The following is a 19,326-nucleotide window of genomic DNA, read 5'->3' as shown; positions in this document are numbered from 1 at the left end:
TCGTCGCCGTGCACCATCAGCCCTTGAGCGCGGTCACCACCACCTCAATTAGCGCACCGCCGCCGAGATCGGCGACGCCGACGGTGGCGCGGGTCGGCAGGTTGTCGCCGAAGAATTCGGTCCAGGCCGCGTCCATCTCTTTCTTCTTGGAGAGATCGGTGACGAAGATCGAGGCGCTGACCACGCGGCTCTTGTCGGTTCCCGCCTCTTTCAGATAGCCGGCGATCTTGCCGAGGATGTTGCGGGTCTGCTCGCCCATCGAGACCGAGGTGTCGTCGGCGATCGTGCCGCCGAGGAAGACGAAGCCATTGGCTTCGACGGCGCGGTGCATGATGGGCGTGCGGATGCTGCGGGTGATGCTCATGATATCCTCTTGTTTAGAGCGTGGAAGGGTGGAAGCGGTCGATGCCGAGTTCGCCGATACGGGTCTGGGTGCCGCCGTTGACGATCAGTTCCGCCATCACGGCGCCGGCGCCAGGGCCGAGCTGGAAACCGTGCAGCGAGAAGCCGAACTGGTGATAGAGGCCCTTGTGACGCGAGCTCGGCCCGAACACGGGAATGTCGTCCTTCATCTTGGCTTCAATGCCGGCCCAGGCACGGACGATGTTGGCGCTGCGCATCACCGGAAACAGCTCGAACACGGTCTGCGCACTGGTCGCAAGGCTCTTCCAGTCCAGCACCGTCTCGTTGCGATCCTGATAGGGCGTCGCCAGATGGCCGCCGCCGATCAGCACGGTGCCGTTCTTGAACTGCTTGAAGGACAGCTTTCGACCACGCAGGATCACGACGGGGTCGATGAAGTGCGGCACGCGCGAGGTGATCATCAGCATCGGCGCCACGGTTTCGACCGGGACGGGCTCGCCGAGATGAGCCGCGATCCTGCCGGCCCAGGCGCCGGCAGCATTCACCAGCACCGGCGCGGCAAAGCTCTCCGACCCGGCATCGACGTGCCAGAGGCCGTCACGGTGCCGGATGCTGCCGGCAGCTACGCCTTCGCGCACAGTTGCGCCCAATTGCTCGGCCTTGCGGCGGAACGCCGTCGTCGTCTGCGCCGGATTGGCCGCACCGTCACGCCGAGAAACCACACCGCCGGGACAGGTCTCGGCCACCGCCGGCACCAGCCGGCGCAGTTCGGCGGCGTCGATCAGCTCCTCGTGGGTGAAGCCCAGCGCATTGAGCTCGGCGACGCGCGCGCGGCAGAGGGCGAGTTCTTCCTCGTTCTCGGCGACCAGCACCTGGCCGTAGCTCTCGAAGCTGCAATCGTCGTCGACGAGATCCGTGATCTTCTCCCAGATGTCCATCGAGCGGATCGACAGCGGAATCTCGGGAATGTGCCGCGCGAGCTGCCGGACGCCGCCGGCATTGACGCCCGAGGCGTGACGGCCGGCATAGTCCTTCTCGATCAGCACCGGCTTCAGGCCGGCGAGACACAGATGCAGCGTGGTCGAGCACCCGTGGATGCCGCCGCCAATGACGATCGCATCCACATTTGTGCTCATCCGCGCACCACAGCCTTGACGTCGGCCTCGCTCTTGGGAACGGCGGCGAGTTCGGCCAGCGTGATCGGCTTCACCGGCGCGCGCAGCCGGTAGTAACCGATCTCCTGCGGGGTCTTGCCGCGCGCCCCCGCCATCAGCTCGGTGACGGTGAGGCCGCAGAGCCGGCCCTGGCACGGGCCCATGCCGGTGCGGCGATAGGCCTTGAGCTGATTCGGCCCGGTCGCGCCGATCGCGACGGAATCGAGAACGTCCTTTGCCGTGACCTCTTCGCAACGACAGACGATGGTATCGCCTGAAGGAATCCGGAACTGCGGCGCGGGGCGGAACAGCGTGTCGAGGAACAGGCGACCACGCTCAGCCTTGGCGAGGTCGGAACGGAGCGTCGCCATTGCGGGAAGTTTTGCGGCAGAAGCGGGCGCCAGTGCTTCGACGGCGGCGCGCGCGGCAATGCGACCGCGCACCACGGCTGCACTCGCGCCGCCGATGCCGGCCCCGTCACCGGCGATCGCGATGCCGGCGACCGACGAATTGCCGCTCGCGTCGAGCACTGGCGACCAGCACAATTGCAGATCATCCCAGCGATGCTCGATGCCGGCTGACATCGCCAGATTGACGTTGGGCACGACGCCCTGATGCAGCAGCAACAGGTCCGCAGCGATGGTCTCGCGCTTGCCGCCGGCGACGTAGCTCACGCTGGCAAGCTGGCCATCACCGGAAGCCGCAAGCTCGGTGACGCCGGAGACGACCTGCACCTTCGCCCTCACCTCGCGCATCATCGACAGGCCCTTGGCGAAATAGGGCGAGGTGAGGAAGGCGAAAGCGTGCGGGAGCGCGGCGAAATAATTGCCGCGCTGGGTGGTGTCGAGGATGCGATCGATGCGGCCGCCAAGCCGCAGTATCTGCGCGGCGAGCAGCCACAGCAGCGGCCCCTGCCCTGCGATCACCGTGCGTCCGTCGGGCACCAGGGCCGAGGACTTCAGCATGGTCTGCGCCGCGCCGGCGGTCATCACGCCCGGCAGCGTCCAGCCGGGAATTGGGAACGGCCGCTCCAGCGCACCGGTCGCGAGAATCACGCGTTTCGCCTTGACGAAGGCCGAGGCGCCGCCGATCGAGACGGCGATATCGAGATTGCGGTCGAGGCTCCAGACGGTGGCGCGGTGAATGACCTCCGCATTGCTCGCGCGCAGCGACTGCACGAGATCGGCCCCGACCCAATAATCGGCGCCGAGCTGATTGCGCTCGGTAACCGGCGTCGAGGCGATGGCGCGAAACACCTGGCCACCGGGGCCGATGTTCTCGTCGAGCAGCAGCGTCGAGAGGCCGGCCTTGGCGGATGTTGCGGCAGCCGCAAGGCCCGCGGGCCCGGCGCCGATCACCACGACGTCATAGTTTTCGCGCTTGGGAGCCACGCTCATTTTCCGATCTCCCGCTTGCCCTTCTGGATTTCGATCTGCATGCCCTCGGCGACGGGCACGAGGCACCCTTGCCGGTTGCCGACGCCGTCGATGGTGACGAGGCAGTCGAAGCAGACGCCCATCATGCAATAAGGCAGACGCGGCGCGCCGCTCACCGCGGTGGAACGCCGTGCGTCAACGCCGGAGGCCAGCAGTGCGGCGGAGACGGTGTCGCCCTGGCGCGCTGCGACCGCGACGCCATCGACGAAGATCTGCACCTGTGGCCGCTTGTCCTGTTCGGATCGCTTGAACATGGGGATGCCTCTTGGCTCCTTCTCAGAATCTCTAGTAGCCGCTGCTGTTCGCAGCACCTGCGCCGCCAAAACGGCTGGCCGAGAACGCGCCGACCAGCTCCGGCTCGAGCGCGCCCTGCGCCACCATGCGCGCGATCTCGAAGGCGTGGTTGGAGGCGAGCGTCACGCCGGAATGGCAGCAGGCGACGAAGGCGCCGGGATGCGTCTCCGACTGGTCGTAGATCGGAAAGCCGTCCTGCGGCATGACGCGAATGCCGGACCAGCTCCTGACCACGTTGAGCCGCGCCAGATGCGGGAACATGCGTTGCGCGCGATCGGCCATGACGCCGCTGATCGACGGCTTCAGCGTGCGATCATCGAGCTCGTCCTCCTTGCTGTCGCCGATCATCACCGTGCCCTCGTCGGTCTGGCGGATCGTGGTCAGCGGATGCGGCAGGAACGGCATGGTGCGCTCGGTCACGACGATCTGGCCGCGAGTCGGGCCCATCGGCGCAAAGAGGCCGACCATCGGCGCCAGCGTCTGGTTGGCGTTGCCGGCGGCGAGCACGATCTTGGCGGCGCGCAGCTCGCCCTGCGGCGTGATCAGCCGAAATTCGCCCCCGCTCTTGCTGATCGCCGAGACCGGACGCTCCGGAAAATAGTCGATGCCGAACGCAATGAAGCCGGTGTGGAAGGCGCGGAAGGTGCGCAGCGAATTGACGTGGCCGTCGAGCGGACAATAGCTGCCGCCGGAGACCTCGGGGCCGATCAGCGGCAGCGCCTCCTTCACCTCGGACGGCCGCAGCATCTCCATCTTGTAGTCGGCCGCGCCGACCTGGTTGTGCATGCGCTTGACGAGCTCGGTGCGCTGGCCGAATTCGTCCTCGCCGAGCGTGAGATGAAAACCGCCGTTCTGCTGCAGGGCGACGTCGAGGCCGGTCTGCTGCTTCAGCTCGGAGGCCAGCCGGCCCCACGCCTGCGAGGCCTGCACGGTCCACCGCGTATAGGCCGGCATGCCGAGCCCTTTGCTCTGCACCCACACCAATGCGAAGTTCGCGCGCGAGGCGCGCTTGGTGATGTCGCCTTCGTCGAGCACGGCGACCTTCTTGCCGAGCCGGCCGAGGCCCCAGGCAATGGCGGAGCCGAGCAGTCCGCCGCCGACGACGGCGACGTCGTAATCTCCTGACATGAGTTCTCCTATCGTCCCGTATCGCCCTTGCCAGCGAGCACACGGTCGAGCCCGTAGAAGCGGTCGAGCAAAATGAGGGCGGCCATGGTGATTGCGATCACGCAGGCCGAGACCGACGTCACGAGCGGATCGATGTTGTCCTGGATGTAAAGGAACATGCGGACCGGCAACGTCTCGGTCCCGGGCGCAGCAAGGAAGACGGTCATGGTGAGATCGTCGAAGGACTGGATGAAGGCGAGCGCCCAACCGCTAATCACGCCGGGCAGGATCAGCGGCAAGGTCACGCGGCGGAACAGCGTCCAGCCGCCGGCGCCGAGCGAGACCGCCGCCATCTCGACCGTGCGGTCCATGCCGGTCGCCGCCGCCAGCGTCAGCCGCAGCGCGAACGGGAACACGATGATGACATGCGCGACGATCAGCGCCGCGAAGCTGCCGCCGAGACCGGCCGAAGTGAAGAAGCGCAGGAAGGCGATGCCGAGCACCACATGTGGGATCATCAGCGGCGACAGGAACATCGCGGCCAGCACATCACGACCACGGAAGCGATAGCGCGCGATCGCCAGCGCCGCCGGCACCGCGAACAGCAGCGCCACGAGGGAGGACAACGCGCCAAGGCCGAGGCTGACCCAGAAGGCGTGAATGAATTCGGGGTAGTTCGCAATGGTCCTGAACCAGCGCAGCGAGAAGCCGTTGGTCGGCAGCGACAGGTATCCCTCAGGCGTGAAGGCGACGAGGCAGACCACCAGGATCGGCGCCACCATGACGATGACGAAGATGGTGTGAAAGATCAGCGCGAGCGGACCGTTCCGGCTCATCGGAACACCTCCGCATAGCGGCGTTCGATCAGTGCGTTGCTGCCGACGACGATCAGCACCAATGAGGCCAGCAGCAGCGTTGCGACCGCAGCGCCCAGCGGCCAGTTCAGCGTGTTGAGGAATTCGTCATAGGCGAGCGTTGCCGCGACCTTGAGCCGGCGGCCGCCGATGATCGCAGGCGTTGCGAAGGCGCTGGCCGAGAGCGAGAACACGATGATGGCGCCCGACAGCACGCCCGGCATGATCTGGGGCATGATGATGCGGCGGATGATGGTCGCAGGGCCCGCGCCGAGCGACATCGCGGCATTCTCGATCTGCGGATCGAGCCGCTGCAGCGCCGCCCACACCGAGAGCACCATGAACGGCATCATCACATGCGCGAGCGCGATCACCACGCCTGTTTCGGTGAACATGAAGGGAATGGGGGAGCCGATCAGCCCGAGCGAGATCAGGAGCTTGTTGACCAGCCCGTTGTTGCCGCCAAACAGCAGGGCCCAGCCCAGCGTGCGCGCCACCACGGAGATGAGAAGCGGCCCGAGAATGACCAGCAGGAAAAAACTCTTCCAGCGGCCGCTCATGCGGTTGAGGATATAGGCTTCGGGTGCCCCGAGTAGCGCGGTGAGCAGTGTGGTCAGGATGGCGATGCGGAACGTCCGCCAGAACATCTCGGCGTAATAGGGATCGGTCGCGATCTCGTGCCAGTTCTTGAGGATGAAGACCGGCTCGATGCCCTTGTACTGGCCCCAATCGTGGAATGACAGCATTACCGTCATCGCCAGCGGAATCAGCAGCACTCCGACGAACAGCATCAAGGCGGGTGCGGTCAGCACCCACGGCGCGCGCAGGCTGCGCTCCTCGGCCGCCATGCTCATGCGCCGGCCCTCACGCGAACGCTCATGTCTTCGGGCCGCCAGGTGAGGCGAACCGCGTCCCCTTCGGCCGGCTGCGCTTTGCCGTCGTTCTGGCGGATCACGATCGCCGGGCCGCATTCACTGTCGCACTGGAACAGCCAGTGATTGCCCTGGAAGATGCGCGTGATGATTTTTGCGCTGAGCCCTGTATCGCCAAAGCCGATTCTTTCGGGGCGAACGCTGACGGTGACGGGACCGCCGAGCCCAGCCGGCGCCGGTGCGCGCCAGGAGCCGGCCACCAACTGCGTCGGCGCGACGGTCCGGTCGATCGTTCCGGCAAAATCGTTGGTCTTGCCGAGGAATTGCGAGACGAAGGCCGAGGCCGGCCTTTCATAGGTCTCTTGTGGCGTGCCGATCTGCTCGATCTTGCCCTGGCTCATGACCACGATGCGATCCGACAGCGACATCGCCTCGTTCTGGTCGTGCGTGACCAGGATCGTGGTGGTGCCAACGGTGCGCTGGATCTGACGCAGCTCGATCTGCATCTCCTCGCGCAGCTTGGCGTCGAGGTTCGACAGCGGCTCGTCGAGCAGCAGCACGCTCGGCTTGATCACCAGCGCACGCGCCAACGCCACGCGCTGCTGCTGGCCGCCGGACATGCGACGGGGGTGACGGTCCTCGTATCCGGCGAGGCCCACCATCGCGAGTGCGGCGCGGACGCGTTCGGACCTTTCAGCGCGCGGCACGCCGCGCATCTCCAGGCCGAAGGCGACGTTCTCCGCCGCGGTCATGTGCGGAAACAGCGCGTAGCTCTGGAACACGATGCCGAGGCCGCGCTTGGCCGGATGGATCGCGGTCAGGTCCTTGCCCTCGAGGCGGATCGCGCCGCGCGTCGGATCGAGGAAGCCCGCGATCATCTGCAGCGTCGTGGTCTTGCCGCAGCCGGACGGGCCGAGGAAGGAGATGAACTCCCCCTTCCCCACCGACAGGCTGAAGTCATCGACCACGGTCTGCGTGCCGAACTGCTTTGCGACCCGATCGAGCTCGAGATAGGCCATGACGCTGTCTCCGAGGCGACCGATCAGCGTTCGACCTCGCGATTCCAGCGCTTGGTCCACTCCTCGCGCTTCTCGTTGATCACGGTCCAGTCCGGATTGTAGAGCTTGGCCGCGCGCTCGCCGATCGGCGCCATCTTGCCGAGCTCGGGCGGGATCACCAGCGATTTCAGCACCGGGCCGTAGCCGTAATCCTTCAGCATCACGAGCTGGGTTTTCGGATCGAGCAGCATCTTGACGAAGCTCGCAGCCAGCGGCGAAGCATTGGGCTTATTGATCGGGCACGCCGTGGTCAGCAGCGTCGCTGCGCCTTCCTTCGGATAGACGAAGTCGACGGGGAAGCCGGTATTGGCGAAGCTCTGCACGCGGCCGGTGCCCCATACCGCGATCACGGCTTGGCCGGACTGGAACAGCTCGGTCATCTTGCCCGGCGACGGCTCATAGGCCAGCACGTTCGGATTGATCTGCTCCTTGAAGATCTTGAAGCCGGACTCGACGTTGGTCTCGCCGCCGCCGTTCATCTTCGACAGCATCACCAGCGCTTCGAGACCGTAGGTGTTGTTGATCGGCGGAATCACGAGCTGTTTTGCGTATTTCGTGTCCTTCAGGTCGTTCCACGAGGTTGGCGGCGCCCAGCCTTTCTCCTTGAACACCTTGGTGTTGTACATCAGCCCGGTGGCGACGATGCCGATCGCAACCGCGCGATCGTCCTTGAAGCGTGCAGTGTCGTAGAGATCGGCGGGCAAGCCGTCGAGCTTGCCGCAGAAGCCGAGCTGGATGGCCTGGTACATCGGACCGTCATCGACGATCGCGACGTCGATCTGCTGGTTGGCCTTCTGCGCCTGGAGCTTGGCGAGCGTGTCGGTGGAATTGCCGGCGACGTATTCGACCTTGACGCCGTTCTCCTTCTCGAAGGCCGGGATCACCTCGTCGCGAATGGTCTTCTCGAACGAGCCGCCATAGCCGGCGACATAGAGCGTTTTCTGCTGGGCCGAGGCGACCGAGGGGGCGGCAATGAGCGCTGCGATGCTGACCGCGGTCAGAAGGCGAAAAGTCTTCATGTGGACCGATCTCCAATACCGGAATGAGGTGACGTGCCGACGAGTCTCGCTGGCTGAAGCGCGTCGCCGCATTTCCGTCCGCGCCAAACCGCTTCCGATCAGGGCTCCGGCCCCCATTCGGCGGGTTTTGGCGCGATCTGGAGGTTTGAACCCCTCCAATCTGCCGAAAAAGCGGGCTGTCTCCAGTCCTGATGAAAAAGATCGCAGACCTATACTTCCATCGTCCAATGAATAATGGCACCCTCTGCATGCCGAAATGTTATGGATGGAGTTGGGATGGCGCGGATCAATTCGCGGCAGGTGGAGGCCTTCCGCGCGATGATGCTGACCGGCAGTGTGACCGAGGCGGCGGCGCTGATGAAGGTGACGCAGCCGGCCGTCAGCCGCTTGCTGCGCGACCTCCAGGCCCTGCTCAAAATGGAGCTGTTCGAACGGCGCGGCACCGGCCTGGTGCCGACCGCCGCGGCGATGGCGCTCTATACCGAAGTCGAGCGCTCCTTCGTCGGGCTGGAACGCATCACTGCGGCGGCGGAAGAAATCCGCGGTCGGCGCACGGGCTCCCTACGCATCGCAGCACTGCCGGCGCTGTCGAACGGCTATCTGCCGCGGCTCACCGGTCACTTCCTGAAGGAGCGGCCAAACCTCAATCTGGCCTTCTTCGGTGTCATCTCGCCGATCGTGGTCGACTGGGTGCTGAACAATCAATGTGACGTCGGCTTTGCCGAGGTGCCGATCGCGCATTCCGGTCTGCCGAGCCAGAGACTGCCGGCGCCGGCGCGCGTCGCAGTGCTGCCGACCGGTCATCGCCTCGCGGAGAAGGAAGTGCTGGAGCCGCGCGACTTCGAGGGCGAGACCTTCATCTCGCTGTCGGCGGGATCGTCGAGCCGGCATCTCGTCGACCAGGTCTTCCACCGCCACGATGTCCGCCGCGTGCTGCGCGTTGAGACCACGCTGTCGGAAATCATGTGCGGCATGGTGTCGTCAGGCCTCGGCGTCGCGATCTGCGATCCCTTCACGGCGCAGGAATTTGCAACGCGCGGCGTCATCGTGCGCCGCTTCCTGCCGCGGATCGACTTCGAATTCTCCGCGGTGTTTCCGGCGCAGCGCAGCCCGTCGCCGGTGGCACTGGACCTGGTCGAGACCATGCGCAAGGCGCTGGTGGAGTTCGAGGACGACGAAGCCGGGGTCAGCCGTTGAACGCGGCCTGCGCCTCCGGCAGATCCCAGATCTTGCCGATCGCGGCGGTGCCGGCCGCCGTAATCGCGGCTTCATCCGCGCCGAGATAGCGCCCCTCATCGACCAGCACGCGGCCATCGACCATGACCTGATCGATATTGGCGCGGTTGGCGAGTGCGATCAGCGCGCGGCGCGGGTCGAACAGCGGCTGCAGATGCGGATGGGTGAGATCGACCACCGTGAGGTCGGCGGTCGCGCCCGGCTCGATGCGGCCGAGATCGGGCCGCTTGATCACGTCGGCGGCCACGGCCGTGTTCGCCTCGATCAGTTCGGGTGAGTTCGCGACGTCAGGGCGCGCCGAAATGATCTTGGAGATCAGCGACGCCGCATTGAGCTCGCCGAGCAGGTCCATGTTGTAGCCGTCGGTGCCGACCACGGTGCGCACGCCGTGCGCGGCGAAGCGGCTGAACGCCGCGGTGATGCCGGCACGCGCGAACACGCGCGGGCAGTTCAAGACGGTCATGCCGCGCGCGGCCATCAGCTTGAGATCGTCGTCGCTCGAGAACATGCAATGCGCCGCCATCAGATCGGGCGCGAGCAGGCCGAGCCAGTCCAGATATTCTGCCGGCGTGCGGCCGCCATAGCGCTTGCCGATGGTCTCGACCTCGGCGCGGCTTTGCGCCATGTGCGTCGTGATGGGAACGCCGAGCTCGCGCGCCCGGCTGGCGCAGGCCTTCAAGAGATCGGGGCCGCAGGTGTCGGTGGCATGCGGGCTCATGGCGAGGCTGATGCGGCCGTCGCCGCGATTATTCCAGCGCTGATAGAGCGCATTCCATGTCGCCATGTCCGCGGCGCCGTCGTCGCCGGTATATTGGACCACACCATCCGGCCCGGCCTTGGCGTCGGAGGTCGAGAACAGATAGGGCGCACCATAGAAGCGGATGCCCATCTCTTCCGCCGCGTCGAACATCTCGGGGATCGAGTTGCGAAACGGCTCCATCACCGTGGTGGCGCCGCCCTTGAGCAGCTGGAGGATGCCGAGCCGCGCCACCGCAAGGCGCTCTTCCGCCGACAGGATGTCGGCGCCGCGCTTGGTCAGCGGCAGCAGCACCGTGTAGACAATGCTCTGGTTGTTCTTGCGGCCGTTGCCGTCCTCGGTGTGGCTGCGCGCCACCGCTTCCGAGAAGCAATGATTGTGCAGGTTGAGCAGGCCCGGCAGGACGAAGCGGCCAGGGCGATCATAGACTTGATCAGCGCGCGGCTTGTCGCGCGTGATCGCTGCAATCTTCTTGCCTTCGACCAGAACCCAGTGGTCGCGCAAGACATCCTGCGCGCCGTCTTTGCGTGACAGCACATAGCTGCCGAAGATTGCTGTGGTGCTCATGCGGGGCGTACGTTCCAGAAAACGGCGGTGCCGTCGAGAATGCCGGTGATGGCCTTGCGGTAGGCCGTCGGCTGCTTGTACAGGCCGATCGGAATATAGGGGATTTCCTCGAACGCCACCCTCTGGACTTCGCGGCAGATGCGCTGCTGTTCGGCGAGTTCGGAGGCCGCCAGCCATTGGCTGCGCAAGGGTCCCATCTTCTCGCTCGCATACCAGCCGGCAACCTTGCCTTCGCCGCGAATGTTGGTGTTGCCGGCCGGGTTGAGCCAGTCGATGCCCTGCCAATTGCCGACCGCGGCGCTCCAGCCGCCCTGCGGCAGCGGATCCTTCTTCAGCTGGCGCTGCAGCACCACGGCGAAATCGAGGCCGGCATATTCGACGTTCATGCCGGCCTTGCGCAACGAATCCACCGCGATCTCGCCGAGCGGCTTCTGCGCCAGCGAGTTGGTCGGAACGAGCAGCACGATCTTCTCGCCGTTATAGCCGGCGGCTTTCAGGTCGGCCTTCACCTTGGCGTAGTCGCGCGGGCCGCGGAACACGTCGAGCCCGACCTCGCTCGCCATCGGCGTGCCGGGCGCGAAATAGCCGATCGGTGAGACCTGGAACGCCGGATCGGTGCCGGCGACAGCGGTCATGAACGCAGACTGGTCGATCGCGCCCAGCAGCGCGCGGCGGATGGCGGGATTGTCGAACGGCGGCTGCAGGTGGTTGAGCCGCAGCATGCAGGCGTAGCCGCGGGGATCGAGGACGCGCGTCTCGATGTCGCCGGCGGTCTTGATCACCGGCAAGAGATCGTGCGGCGTGGTCTCCTGCCAATCCTGCTCGCCGGTCTGCAGCGCGGCGACGCCGGTGCCGGCATCGGGCGTCGTGGTCCAGACCACGCGATCGTAGTGCACGATCTTCGGCCCCGCGGTCCAATCCGGCTTGCCGTCGGTGCGCGGCTGGTAGCGCTCGAATTTGCCATAGGCGTTGCGCGCGCCCTGTACGCGCTCGTCGGCGAGATAGCGGAACGGGCCGCTGCCGATCACCTCGGTGAGCGGCTTGAACGGATCCTGGCTCGCCAGCCGCTCCGGCATCATGAAGCAGGCATTGATCGCGGCCTTGCCGAGCGCCTGCGGCAGCAGCGGAAAAGGACGCTTCAGACGAAAGCGGATGGTGCGGTCGTCGGCAGCCGAGAGCTCGGCGGTCGCCTCCATCAGCTCGCCGCCAAAGCCGTCGCGCGCGGCCCAGCGACGGATGCTGGCGACGCAATCGCGCGCCAGCACGCGTTCGCCATCGTGCCAGAACAGGCCGTCGCGAAGCGTGAGGTCCCACTGCAGCTGGTCGGCGGAGATGGCGTGGCCCGACAGCATCTGCGGCGAGACCTGGAGCGAGGAGCTCATGCCGTACAGCGTGTCGTAGACCATGAAGCCGTGGTTTCGCGACACCTGCGCGGTCGAATAGATGGGATCGACGAAGGCGAGATCGATGACGGGGATGAAGCGCAGCGTGGATTGCGATTCAGCGCGGACGATGCCCGGCAACGACAGCGCCGGCAGCGCCGCGCCAGCCTTGAGGAGCGAACGGCGGGAGATGGACATTATCGGTTACCGGCTTCGTGACGCAGGAAGTTTTTCGCGATGTTCTCGCCGGTGGTGATCCAGACATCCGGGCACGACTTCGCGTAGGTCAGGAACTCGCGCAGCAGCCGCAGCCGCATCGGGCGGCCGCTGCATTGCGGATGCAGCACCGTCGTCACCATCGCGCCCCAGTCGCGGACTTCGTCGAGTTCGTCCTTCCACATCGAGAGCACGTGCTCCTTGGGGAAGACCGAGCGCGGACTGAAGCGCGCCGACAGGCCGTGCATCCAGTCGTCATAGCTCGCGGTGACCGGCAGTTCGATCGTGCCGGACTTGCCGTCGGCGAGGCGATGGCGATAGGGCCTGACGTCGTCGCGGAACGAGGACGTGTAGACGATGCCGTGCCGCACCAGCGCGACGCGCAGCTCCTCCGTGAACTCGCCATAGGGCGCGCGATAGCCGGTCGGCTTGACGCCGAGCCGACGCTTCAAAGCCTCGAAGCCGCGCTCCAGCTCCTCCTCGATCCATGGATCGCCGGGATCGGGCAAGAGATGGTGATAGCCGTGATGGCCGATCTCGTGACCGGCCTTGAGGATGGACTCTGCCATCGCCGGATGCGCGTCGACCGACCACCCCGTGACGAAGAACGTCGCCTTGAGATCGAGCTGGTCGAGCAGCTCCAAAAGCTTCGGCGTGCCGACGCGCACCTCATAGCCGCCATAGCTCATGGTGATGAGCCGCTGCGCATGCACCGCGTCCTTGCTGGTCCAGGCACTCTCGGCGTCCACGTCGAACGACAGGAACATCGCGGATGTGTACGGCTTCGGCCAGGGATAGTCGGGCGCGGGATCCGCGGTGTTGGCCGGAACGAGCGGGATGCTCTGGAGTGCCTTACTGTCCAGCATTGATGGTCGCCTTCTCGATTGCGTTGTCGCTCAATTTCCACTTTGCCAGCAGCGTCTTGTAGGTGCCGTCCGCGATCAGCGCATCGACGGCTTCCAGCATTGCCTGCTGCAATGCCTTCTCCTTCACCGGCAGAGCAATGCCGGTGAATTGCTGTGCGATGGGCTCGCCCACGGTCGCATAGGTGTTGGGCTCGAGGTCCATGATGTAGGGCAGCGTCTCGTTGCCCTGGGCGGCGGCATCGATGCGGCCTTGCCGCAGCTGAGTGCGCGCGTCGGCCGAGCCGTCGGTGCCGACGACCTGGATCGGAGAGCTGCCGCAGTTCTTCTCGCTCCACGCCGCAATCTGGGCCGGGAACATGGTGCGTCGGCTGGCGCCGACCTTCTTGCCGCACAGCGACGTCGCATCCTTGAATTCCGCCTTGCGTGACGCCTGCACGAAGAACTGCGGGCCGCTGCGCAAATAATCGACGAAGGTCGCGACCTCGTGCCGGCTCGCATAGTCGGTGAAACCGGACAGGATCGCATCCACCCGCCCCGTCGAGATCGAGGGCATGAACTCGGCAAAGCTGGTCTCGGTCCATTCGATCTTGACGCCGAGCTTGCGGCCGATCGCCTCGCCAAGATCGACGTCGAAGCCGGAGAGCGCGTTGGTGGCGGGATCGCGGAACTCCATCGGCGGATAGTTCGGCACCACCGCGACCTTGATGCTGCCGCGCTTTGCGATCTCAGGCGGCAGTTCGGCCGCCATTGCCGACACGCTCATGGCGCCCAGGAACGCCGACGCAAGCAAGAATCTCTTCATCGCCATACCCCCAATGTCAGATCACTGCCGAAAGAAATGCCTTGGTGCGCTCCTCGCGCGGCGCGCCCAACACGTCGGAGGCGCGGCCCTGCTCGACGATCGCGCCCTTATCCATGTAGACGACGCGGTCGGCGACCTCGCGGGCGAAGCCGAGCTCGTGCGTCACCACCATCATGGTCATGCCGCTTCGCGCCAGCTCCTTCATGACCGCGAGCACCTCGCCGACCAGCTCGGGATCGAGTGCGCTGGTGGGCTCGTCGAACAACATCAGCATCGGCTTCATGGCGAGCGCCCGCGCGATCGCGACGCGCTGCTGCTGGCCGCCGGAGAGCTGCGCCGGATACCAGTCGGCCTTGGCCGACAATCCGACGCGCCGAAGCAGCTCGGTCGCCTCGGCGCGCACCTCATCCGGCTTGCGCCCCTGCACCTGGGTCGGGCCTTCCGTGATGTTCTCCAGCGCGGTCTTGTGCGGAAACAGGTTGAAGCGCTGGAATACCATGCCGGTCTTGAGCCGCTGCCGCCCGATTTCGCGCTCGCTCAGGCGATGGAGTTTCCCGCCTTGCTCGCGCACTCCGAGCAGTTCGCCGTCGAGCCAGATGCCGCCGGCATCGATCGTGGCGAGCTGATTGATGCAGCGGAGCAGCGTGGTCTTGCCGGAGCCGGAGGCGCCGATCAGGCACATCACCTCGCCGGGCCAGACGTCGAGCGAGACGTTCTTGAGAGCCCGAAACTCTCCAAAGTTCTTGGCTACGGAGCGGATCGCGACGAGCGGCTTTGTCATCGCGCCAGCCGCAATGTGCCGCGTGCAAAGCGGCGTTCGAGCAACATCTGGAGCGGTGTCAGGATCGAGACCGCGAGCAGGTACCAGAGCCCGGCGACGATCAGCAGCTCGATGACGCGGGAGTTGGCGTAGTAAATGTTCTCGGCATTGTGCAGCAGCTCCGGATACTGGATCACGCTGGCGAGCGAGGTCGCCTTCACCATGCCGATGAACTCGTTGCCGAGCGGCGGGATCACCACGCGCATCGCCTGCGGCAGCACGATGCGGCGCAGCGCGCGCAGCCGTCCCATACCGATCGCCTGCGCCGCCTCATATTGCCCGATATCGACCGACAGCATGCCGGCGCGCATCACTTCGGAGGTGTAGGCGCCCTGGTTGATGCCGAGCCCGAGCAGCGCGGCAAGGAACGGCGTCATGACGTCGACGGCGCGCGCGGACCACAGGCCGGGGATGCCGATGGTCGGAAACACCAGCGCGAGATTGAACCACAACAGCAGCTGCAGGATCAGTGGCGTGCCGCGGAACAGCCAGGTGTAGCCGGCGGCGACCGACTTCAGCACCGGATTGGGCGACAGCCGCATGATCGCGACGACGATGCCAAGGAAGATGCCGAGCATCATCGCCAGCACCGCCATCACCATGGTGTTGACGATGCCTTCGAGGATGACCTTTGCGGTCAGGAAGCGGCTGACATAGGACCATTCGATCTGGCCGTTCGCAAAGGCGCGCGCGATCGCCGCCAGCACGAGGACGATCAGGGCCGCGCTGATCCAGCGAAACCAGTGCGGCTCGCGCGCGATCCGCATGCCCGACAGATCGGGAAATCCTTGCGCGAGTGCCGGCGCCTGCTTCATTGCGGCGCCGCGTTCAGCATGGGCTGGGCGACTGCATTGGTCCCCAAGCCCCATTTGTCGAGAATGGCCTTGTACGAGCCGTCAGCGATCATCGCCGCGAGTTTCTCGGTCACGACTTCGCGCAAGGCGGCATCGTCCTTGCGGAACATGATGCCCTGATAGCCCCTGGCAAAGGGCTCGCCGACGATGCGATACTTGCCGGGCTCCTGTTGCTGCGCATAAGGCAACGTCTCGCTACCCTGCACGGCGGCGTCGATGCGGCCCTGCTTGAGCTGGTTGCGGACATCGATGGAATTCTCGCCCGGAACGTACTGGATCGCGAGCTTGCCGGCCGGCTCGCAATTCTGCTTGCTCCACTTCTCGATCTCGACCGGGAAGCTGGTGCTGCGGGTGGTGCCGACCTTCTTGCCGCAGAGATCGGTGGCGTCCTTGACCGCGCTCTCCGCCATCACGAAGAACTGCGGGCCGGTTGCGAGGTAATCGACGAAGTCGGCGGTCTCGCGCCGCGAGGCACGATCGGAGATGCCGGAAATGATGAAGTCGGCCCGCTTGGTCGTGAGCGAAGGGATCAGCTCGGCGAACGGCGTCTCGCTCCAGACGATCTTCAGCCCTCCGAGCCGCTTGGCGAGCTCCTTCGCCAGATCGATGTCGAGCCCGACCAGCTCGTTGGTTGCGGGGTCGCGATATTCCATCGGCGCGTAGGTGGAATTGACCGTGAGCTTCAGCGTACCAGCCTGCTTGATCTCCGCCGGCAGCTCGGCGGCTCGCGCCGACGTCACCGCAGCCAGCGCTGCGCAGGCAAGCAAATACGAGAGGCGTGTCATGTCAGCTCCTTTTGCCAATGCTGCGACCGGCCGTTGATCAATCCGCGTCGAGAACGGCCGGCTCGATGATTCCGGCACGCTCGGTGATCACCCTGTATTGGTCGGGCCGCCGGTGGGCGGCGAAGTTGAACATCTTGTCCTTGCCCTGGCGGCAGAGGTCGAGATCGATGTCGGCGACGATCACCTCGTCGGCCAGCGTCTGCGCCTGCGCGACGATGCGGCCGTTGGGATCAACGATGCAGGAGCCGCCGATCAGGCCGGAGCCGTCCTCCTCGCCCGCCTTCGCCACCGAAATCGCCCAGGTCGCGTTCATGTAGGCGTTGGCCTGGGTCACCAGCGTCGAGTGGAAGGTGCGCAAGGCTCCGTCTTCGGTCGTGCCGCCGTTGGGATCGTAGGCCGCCGAATTGTAGCCGATGCAGACGAGCTCGACTCCTTGCAGACCGAGCACGCGCCAGGATTCCGGCCAGCGACGATCATTGCAGATCATCATGCCCATGATGGCATGGGCCCAGGACGAGCCAGCGCGGAAGGCGGGAAAGCCGAGGTCGCCATATTCGAAGTAGCGCTTCTCGAGTTGCTGGTAGCGCGCGCCCGGACGCGGCTCGACCGAGCCCGGCAGATGCACCTTGCGATAGCGGCCGAGAACCTCGCCGTCGCGATCGACCAGGATGGAGCAATTGTAGCGCCGCCCCTCCGGCGTCAGCTCGGCATAGCCGACATAGAAGCCGACGCGCAGCGCACGTGCGCGATCGAATAGCTTTGCCACCGCGGGGTTCGGCATGCTGCGCTCGAAATACCGGTCGAGGGCCTCGCCTTCGAGCAGCCAGCGCGGGAAGAAGGTGGTGAAGGCGAGCTCCGGAAACACCACAAGACTCGCACCCCGACCGGCCGCCTCCTCCAGCATGTCGAGCATCCGCGACAACGTGTGTTCGCGCGTATCGGCTTTTTGCGTCGGCCCCATCTGAGCGGCTGCGGCGCGAAGGACACGAACCAAGATTGCCTCCAATCTGTGCGCAGTGCTGCCTCAATGGGCGAACGAACCCTTTGATGCGACGTGCAAATCCGCTGCCATTACGGGCGAGCGGTGCTGCAAAATCAATTCGCGTTGCTATGATGTTTTGGCCCTGACTATAATCGGCAGTGATATGAACCTGCGTCAGCTCGAGATCCTTCGCGCCGTGATCCGCCACCGCACCACGGTGGCGGCGGCGGACGAGCTGGCGCTGTCGCAGCCGGCGGTCAGCAACGCGCTGAAGACGATGGAGGCGCAGGCGGGCTTTGCGCTGTTCGAGCGCGTCAACAACCGGCTGTTTCCGACCGCCGAAGCGATGGCGCTCTACAAGGAGAGCGAGGCGATCTTCGCGCTGCACGCCAAGCTCGAGAACCGCATGCGCGATTTGCGCGAGAACCGGTCCGGGCATCTCGCCATCGTGGCGACGCCGCCGCTCGCGTACAGCATCATTCCGTCCGCGCTGTCGGGCTTCCTGCGCCGCCGCCCGGAGACGCGGGTGTTCTTCGATGTACGGCGCTATGAGGGCATCATCGAGGGTGTGCTGAGCCGCGTCGCCGAACTCGGCTTCGCGCTCGGCCTCACGCATCATCCAGGGATCGCGCATGAGGTGGTGCACACCGGCGAGATGGTCTGCGTGCTGCCGCCACAGCATCCACTCGCCGACCGGCCGATGATCTCCGCTTCCGATCTCTCCGGCCTACCCTTCATCGGGCTCGAACGCGGCACGCGGCTCGGCGAAGCCGTGCGCGACAGCTTTGCCCGCGCCGGCGCGCCGTTCCGGCCGACGGTCGAGGTGCGCTACTGCAACACGGCCTGCGTGCTGGCCGCCGCCGGCGTCGGCGCGGCGGTGGTCGATCCTTTCTCGCCGCGGCAGAACGGCGGCAGCGGCCTCGTCGTCCGTCCGTTCACGCCGACGACGCAGGCGGTCGCCTATATGCTATGGTCTGAAGCCGAGCCGCTGTCGCGTCTGGCCAAGGCCTTTCTCAACGAGATCCGCAAGGAGAGCGCTTTGCTCGAGCGCACAGCGCCGCACCAGCAACATGGGGCAGAAAGCGGCTGAGCTTCGCAACCTTTTGACCGGGAGGCCCATGGCACGCATCACCATCATCGAGACCGGAGAGGTGCCGCAAAAATACCGCGAGCGCCACGGTTCGTTTCCGGACATGTTCGCGCGCATGATCCGCGCCGAGGAGCCGGCCGCGACGATCGAGGTCGTCAGCATTCCCAACGGCGATGCGCTGCCCGATCCGAGCAAGCTCGAGGCCATCCTCATTACCGGCGCGGCGGCCGGGGTCTATGACGGGCTCGACTGGATCGCGCCGCTGGAAGATTTCGTGCGGACGGCTTACGCCAACAAGACACCGATGGTCGGTGTCTGCTTCGGCCACCAGCTGATCGCGCAGGCGCTCGGCGGCACCGTGCGCAAATCAGAACAGGGCTGGGGCATCGGCCGGCATGTCTATCAGGTGCTGCCGGAGAACGGCCTCATCGACGGTGAAGCGGTCGCGGTCGCCGCCTCGCATCAGGACCAGGTGATCGAGCCGCCAAGCGAGGCGCTGACGATCCTCTCCTCCGAGTTCACCCCGCATGCCGGCCTGCTCTATGCCAATGGCGCAACGCTGACAGTGCAGCCGCATCCGGAATTCGATGTCGGGTTCGCGCAAGTGTGCTGCGATCTGCGCGATGGCAAGGCACCTGAGGATGTCGTTGCCACGGCGAGGGCGTCGCTGGCGGAGCCGATGGATAATGCGAAGCTCGGCGGGGCGATTACGCGGTTTCTGGCTAAGCGCACCTGACTACGAAGCTCGAGACGCACTCGTCTTCCCTTCTCCCCTTGCGGGAGATGGTGGCGCGAAGCGCCGGATGAGGGGT

Annotated in this window: 20 protein-coding genes; 3 read left to right on the top strand and 17 right to left on the bottom strand. The window is 65.6% G+C overall.

All coding sequences use genetic code 11. The features are described 5' to 3' along the window. Positions 1-16: 16 nt before the first annotated feature. From GA0061099_RS12025 to GA0061099_RS11985, 9 genes are read right to left on the bottom strand one after another with little or no spacing between them, the layout of a single operon-like run. Positions 17-364 carry a RidA family protein gene (locus GA0061099_RS12025; protein WP_028138431.1) on the bottom strand — a complete coding sequence of 116 codons (348 nt, stop codon included), beginning with the start codon at positions 362-364 and terminating at the stop codon, positions 17-19. 13 nt (positions 365-377) lie between these two features. Beyond that, positions 378-1,499 carry an NAD(P)/FAD-dependent oxidoreductase gene (locus tag GA0061099_RS12020; protein WP_036021805.1) on the bottom strand — a complete coding sequence of 374 codons (1,122 nt, stop codon included), beginning with the start codon at positions 1,497-1,499 and terminating at the stop codon, positions 378-380. Further along, complete coding sequence (locus GA0061099_RS12015) at positions 1,496-2,914, bottom strand: FAD/NAD(P)-dependent oxidoreductase (RefSeq protein WP_036021802.1); 1,419 nt, start codon at positions 2,912-2,914, stop codon at positions 1,496-1,498. The genes GA0061099_RS12020 and GA0061099_RS12015 overlap by 4 nt, the downstream gene beginning before the upstream one ends. Then, positions 2,911-3,207 carry a (2Fe-2S)-binding protein gene (locus GA0061099_RS12010; protein WP_025034065.1) on the bottom strand — a complete coding sequence of 99 codons (297 nt, stop codon included), beginning with the start codon at positions 3,205-3,207 and terminating at the stop codon, positions 2,911-2,913. Before GA0061099_RS12010 ends, GA0061099_RS12015 begins: the two co-directional genes overlap by 4 nt. 31 nt (positions 3,208-3,238) lie before the next feature. Beyond that, entirely contained in the window at positions 3,239-4,375 is a 1,137-nt protein-coding gene (locus tag GA0061099_RS12005) for an NAD(P)/FAD-dependent oxidoreductase (protein WP_036021801.1), read from the bottom strand. Between the two features lie 8 nt (positions 4,376-4,383). Next, the gene (locus GA0061099_RS12000; RefSeq protein WP_036021799.1) at positions 4,384-5,190 is read right to left on the bottom strand and encodes an ABC transporter permease; all 807 of its coding nucleotides are present in this window, start codon (positions 5,188-5,190) and stop codon (positions 4,384-4,386) included. Continuing rightward, a complete protein-coding gene (locus GA0061099_RS11995; RefSeq protein WP_036021797.1) occupies positions 5,187-6,062 on the bottom strand; it encodes an ABC transporter permease in 876 nt (291 codons plus the stop codon). Before GA0061099_RS11995 ends, GA0061099_RS12000 begins: the two co-directional genes overlap by 4 nt. Continuing rightward, positions 6,059-7,099, bottom strand: coding sequence for an ABC transporter ATP-binding protein (locus GA0061099_RS11990; RefSeq protein ID WP_035998437.1), 1,041 nt, complete (start codon positions 7,097-7,099; stop codon positions 6,059-6,061). Before GA0061099_RS11990 ends, GA0061099_RS11995 begins: the two co-directional genes overlap by 4 nt. 23 nt (positions 7,100-7,122) lie before the next feature. Next, positions 7,123-8,157: an ABC transporter substrate-binding protein gene (locus GA0061099_RS11985; protein ID WP_036021795.1), complete on the bottom strand. Its 1,035-nt coding sequence runs from the start codon at positions 8,155-8,157 to the stop codon at positions 7,123-7,125. Between the two features lie 276 nt (positions 8,158-8,433). Here GA0061099_RS11985 and GA0061099_RS11980 point away from each other — a divergent pair, with 276 nt between their 5' ends. After that, positions 8,434-9,354, top strand: a complete 921-nt coding sequence (locus tag GA0061099_RS11980) for a LysR substrate-binding domain-containing protein (protein ID WP_036021792.1) — start codon at positions 8,434-8,436, stop codon at positions 9,352-9,354. Here GA0061099_RS11980 and GA0061099_RS11975 read toward each other — a convergent pair. From GA0061099_RS11975 to GA0061099_RS11940, 8 genes are read right to left on the bottom strand one after another with little or no spacing between them, the layout of a single operon-like run. Beyond that, positions 9,344-10,717 carry an amidohydrolase family protein gene (locus tag GA0061099_RS11975; RefSeq protein WP_036021789.1) on the bottom strand — a complete coding sequence of 458 codons (1,374 nt, stop codon included), beginning with the start codon at positions 10,715-10,717 and terminating at the stop codon, positions 9,344-9,346. The two genes, GA0061099_RS11980 and GA0061099_RS11975, sit on opposite strands and share 11 nt — an antisense overlap. Beyond that, the gene (locus tag GA0061099_RS11970) at positions 10,714-12,297 is read right to left on the bottom strand and encodes an ABC transporter substrate-binding protein (protein ID WP_074447697.1); all 1,584 of its coding nucleotides are present in this window, start codon (positions 12,295-12,297) and stop codon (positions 10,714-10,716) included. Before GA0061099_RS11970 ends, GA0061099_RS11975 begins: the two co-directional genes overlap by 4 nt. Then, a complete protein-coding gene (locus GA0061099_RS11965; protein WP_074447696.1) occupies positions 12,297-13,181 on the bottom strand; it encodes a polysaccharide deacetylase family protein in 885 nt (294 codons plus the stop codon). Before GA0061099_RS11965 ends, GA0061099_RS11970 begins: the two co-directional genes overlap by 1 nt. Then, the gene (locus GA0061099_RS11960; RefSeq protein ID WP_036021779.1) at positions 13,168-13,983 is read right to left on the bottom strand and encodes an ABC transporter substrate-binding protein; all 816 of its coding nucleotides are present in this window, start codon (positions 13,981-13,983) and stop codon (positions 13,168-13,170) included. The genes GA0061099_RS11965 and GA0061099_RS11960 overlap by 14 nt, the downstream gene beginning before the upstream one ends. 16 nt (positions 13,984-13,999) lie before the next feature. After that, the gene (locus tag GA0061099_RS11955) at positions 14,000-14,764 is read right to left on the bottom strand and encodes an amino acid ABC transporter ATP-binding protein (protein ID WP_036021762.1); all 765 of its coding nucleotides are present in this window, start codon (positions 14,762-14,764) and stop codon (positions 14,000-14,002) included. Further along, entirely contained in the window at positions 14,761-15,618 is an 858-nt protein-coding gene (locus tag GA0061099_RS11950; protein WP_036021759.1) for an amino acid ABC transporter permease, read from the bottom strand. The genes GA0061099_RS11955 and GA0061099_RS11950 overlap by 4 nt, the downstream gene beginning before the upstream one ends. After that, on the bottom strand, positions 15,615-16,442 hold the full coding sequence (locus GA0061099_RS11945) for an ABC transporter substrate-binding protein (protein WP_036021757.1): 828 nt from the start codon (positions 16,440-16,442) through the stop codon (positions 15,615-15,617). Before GA0061099_RS11945 ends, GA0061099_RS11950 begins: the two co-directional genes overlap by 4 nt. 37 nt (positions 16,443-16,479) lie before the next feature. Then, positions 16,480-17,436 (bottom strand): N-carbamoyl-D-amino-acid hydrolase, encoded by a 957-nt coding sequence (locus tag GA0061099_RS11940; RefSeq protein WP_074447730.1) that lies wholly within the window; start codon positions 17,434-17,436, stop codon positions 16,480-16,482. A 151-nt stretch (positions 17,437-17,587) separates the two neighbouring features. Between GA0061099_RS11940 and GA0061099_RS11935 the strand changes: the two genes are divergently transcribed. Next, a complete protein-coding gene (locus GA0061099_RS11935) occupies positions 17,588-18,514 on the top strand; it encodes a LysR family transcriptional regulator (protein WP_036021753.1) in 927 nt (308 codons plus the stop codon). 28 nt (positions 18,515-18,542) lie between these two features. Beyond that, positions 18,543-19,250, top strand: a complete 708-nt coding sequence (locus GA0061099_RS11930) for a type 1 glutamine amidotransferase (protein WP_036021750.1) — start codon at positions 18,543-18,545, stop codon at positions 19,248-19,250. Positions 19,251-19,326 lie beyond the last annotated feature (76 nt).

This window comes from Bradyrhizobium yuanmingense (assembly GCF_900094575.1).
GTDB lineage: Bacteria > Pseudomonadota > Alphaproteobacteria > Rhizobiales > Xanthobacteraceae > Bradyrhizobium > Bradyrhizobium yuanmingense.
Note: the sequence above shows the minus strand (reverse complement) of the source record. Positions and strands in the feature narration are given on the sequence as shown.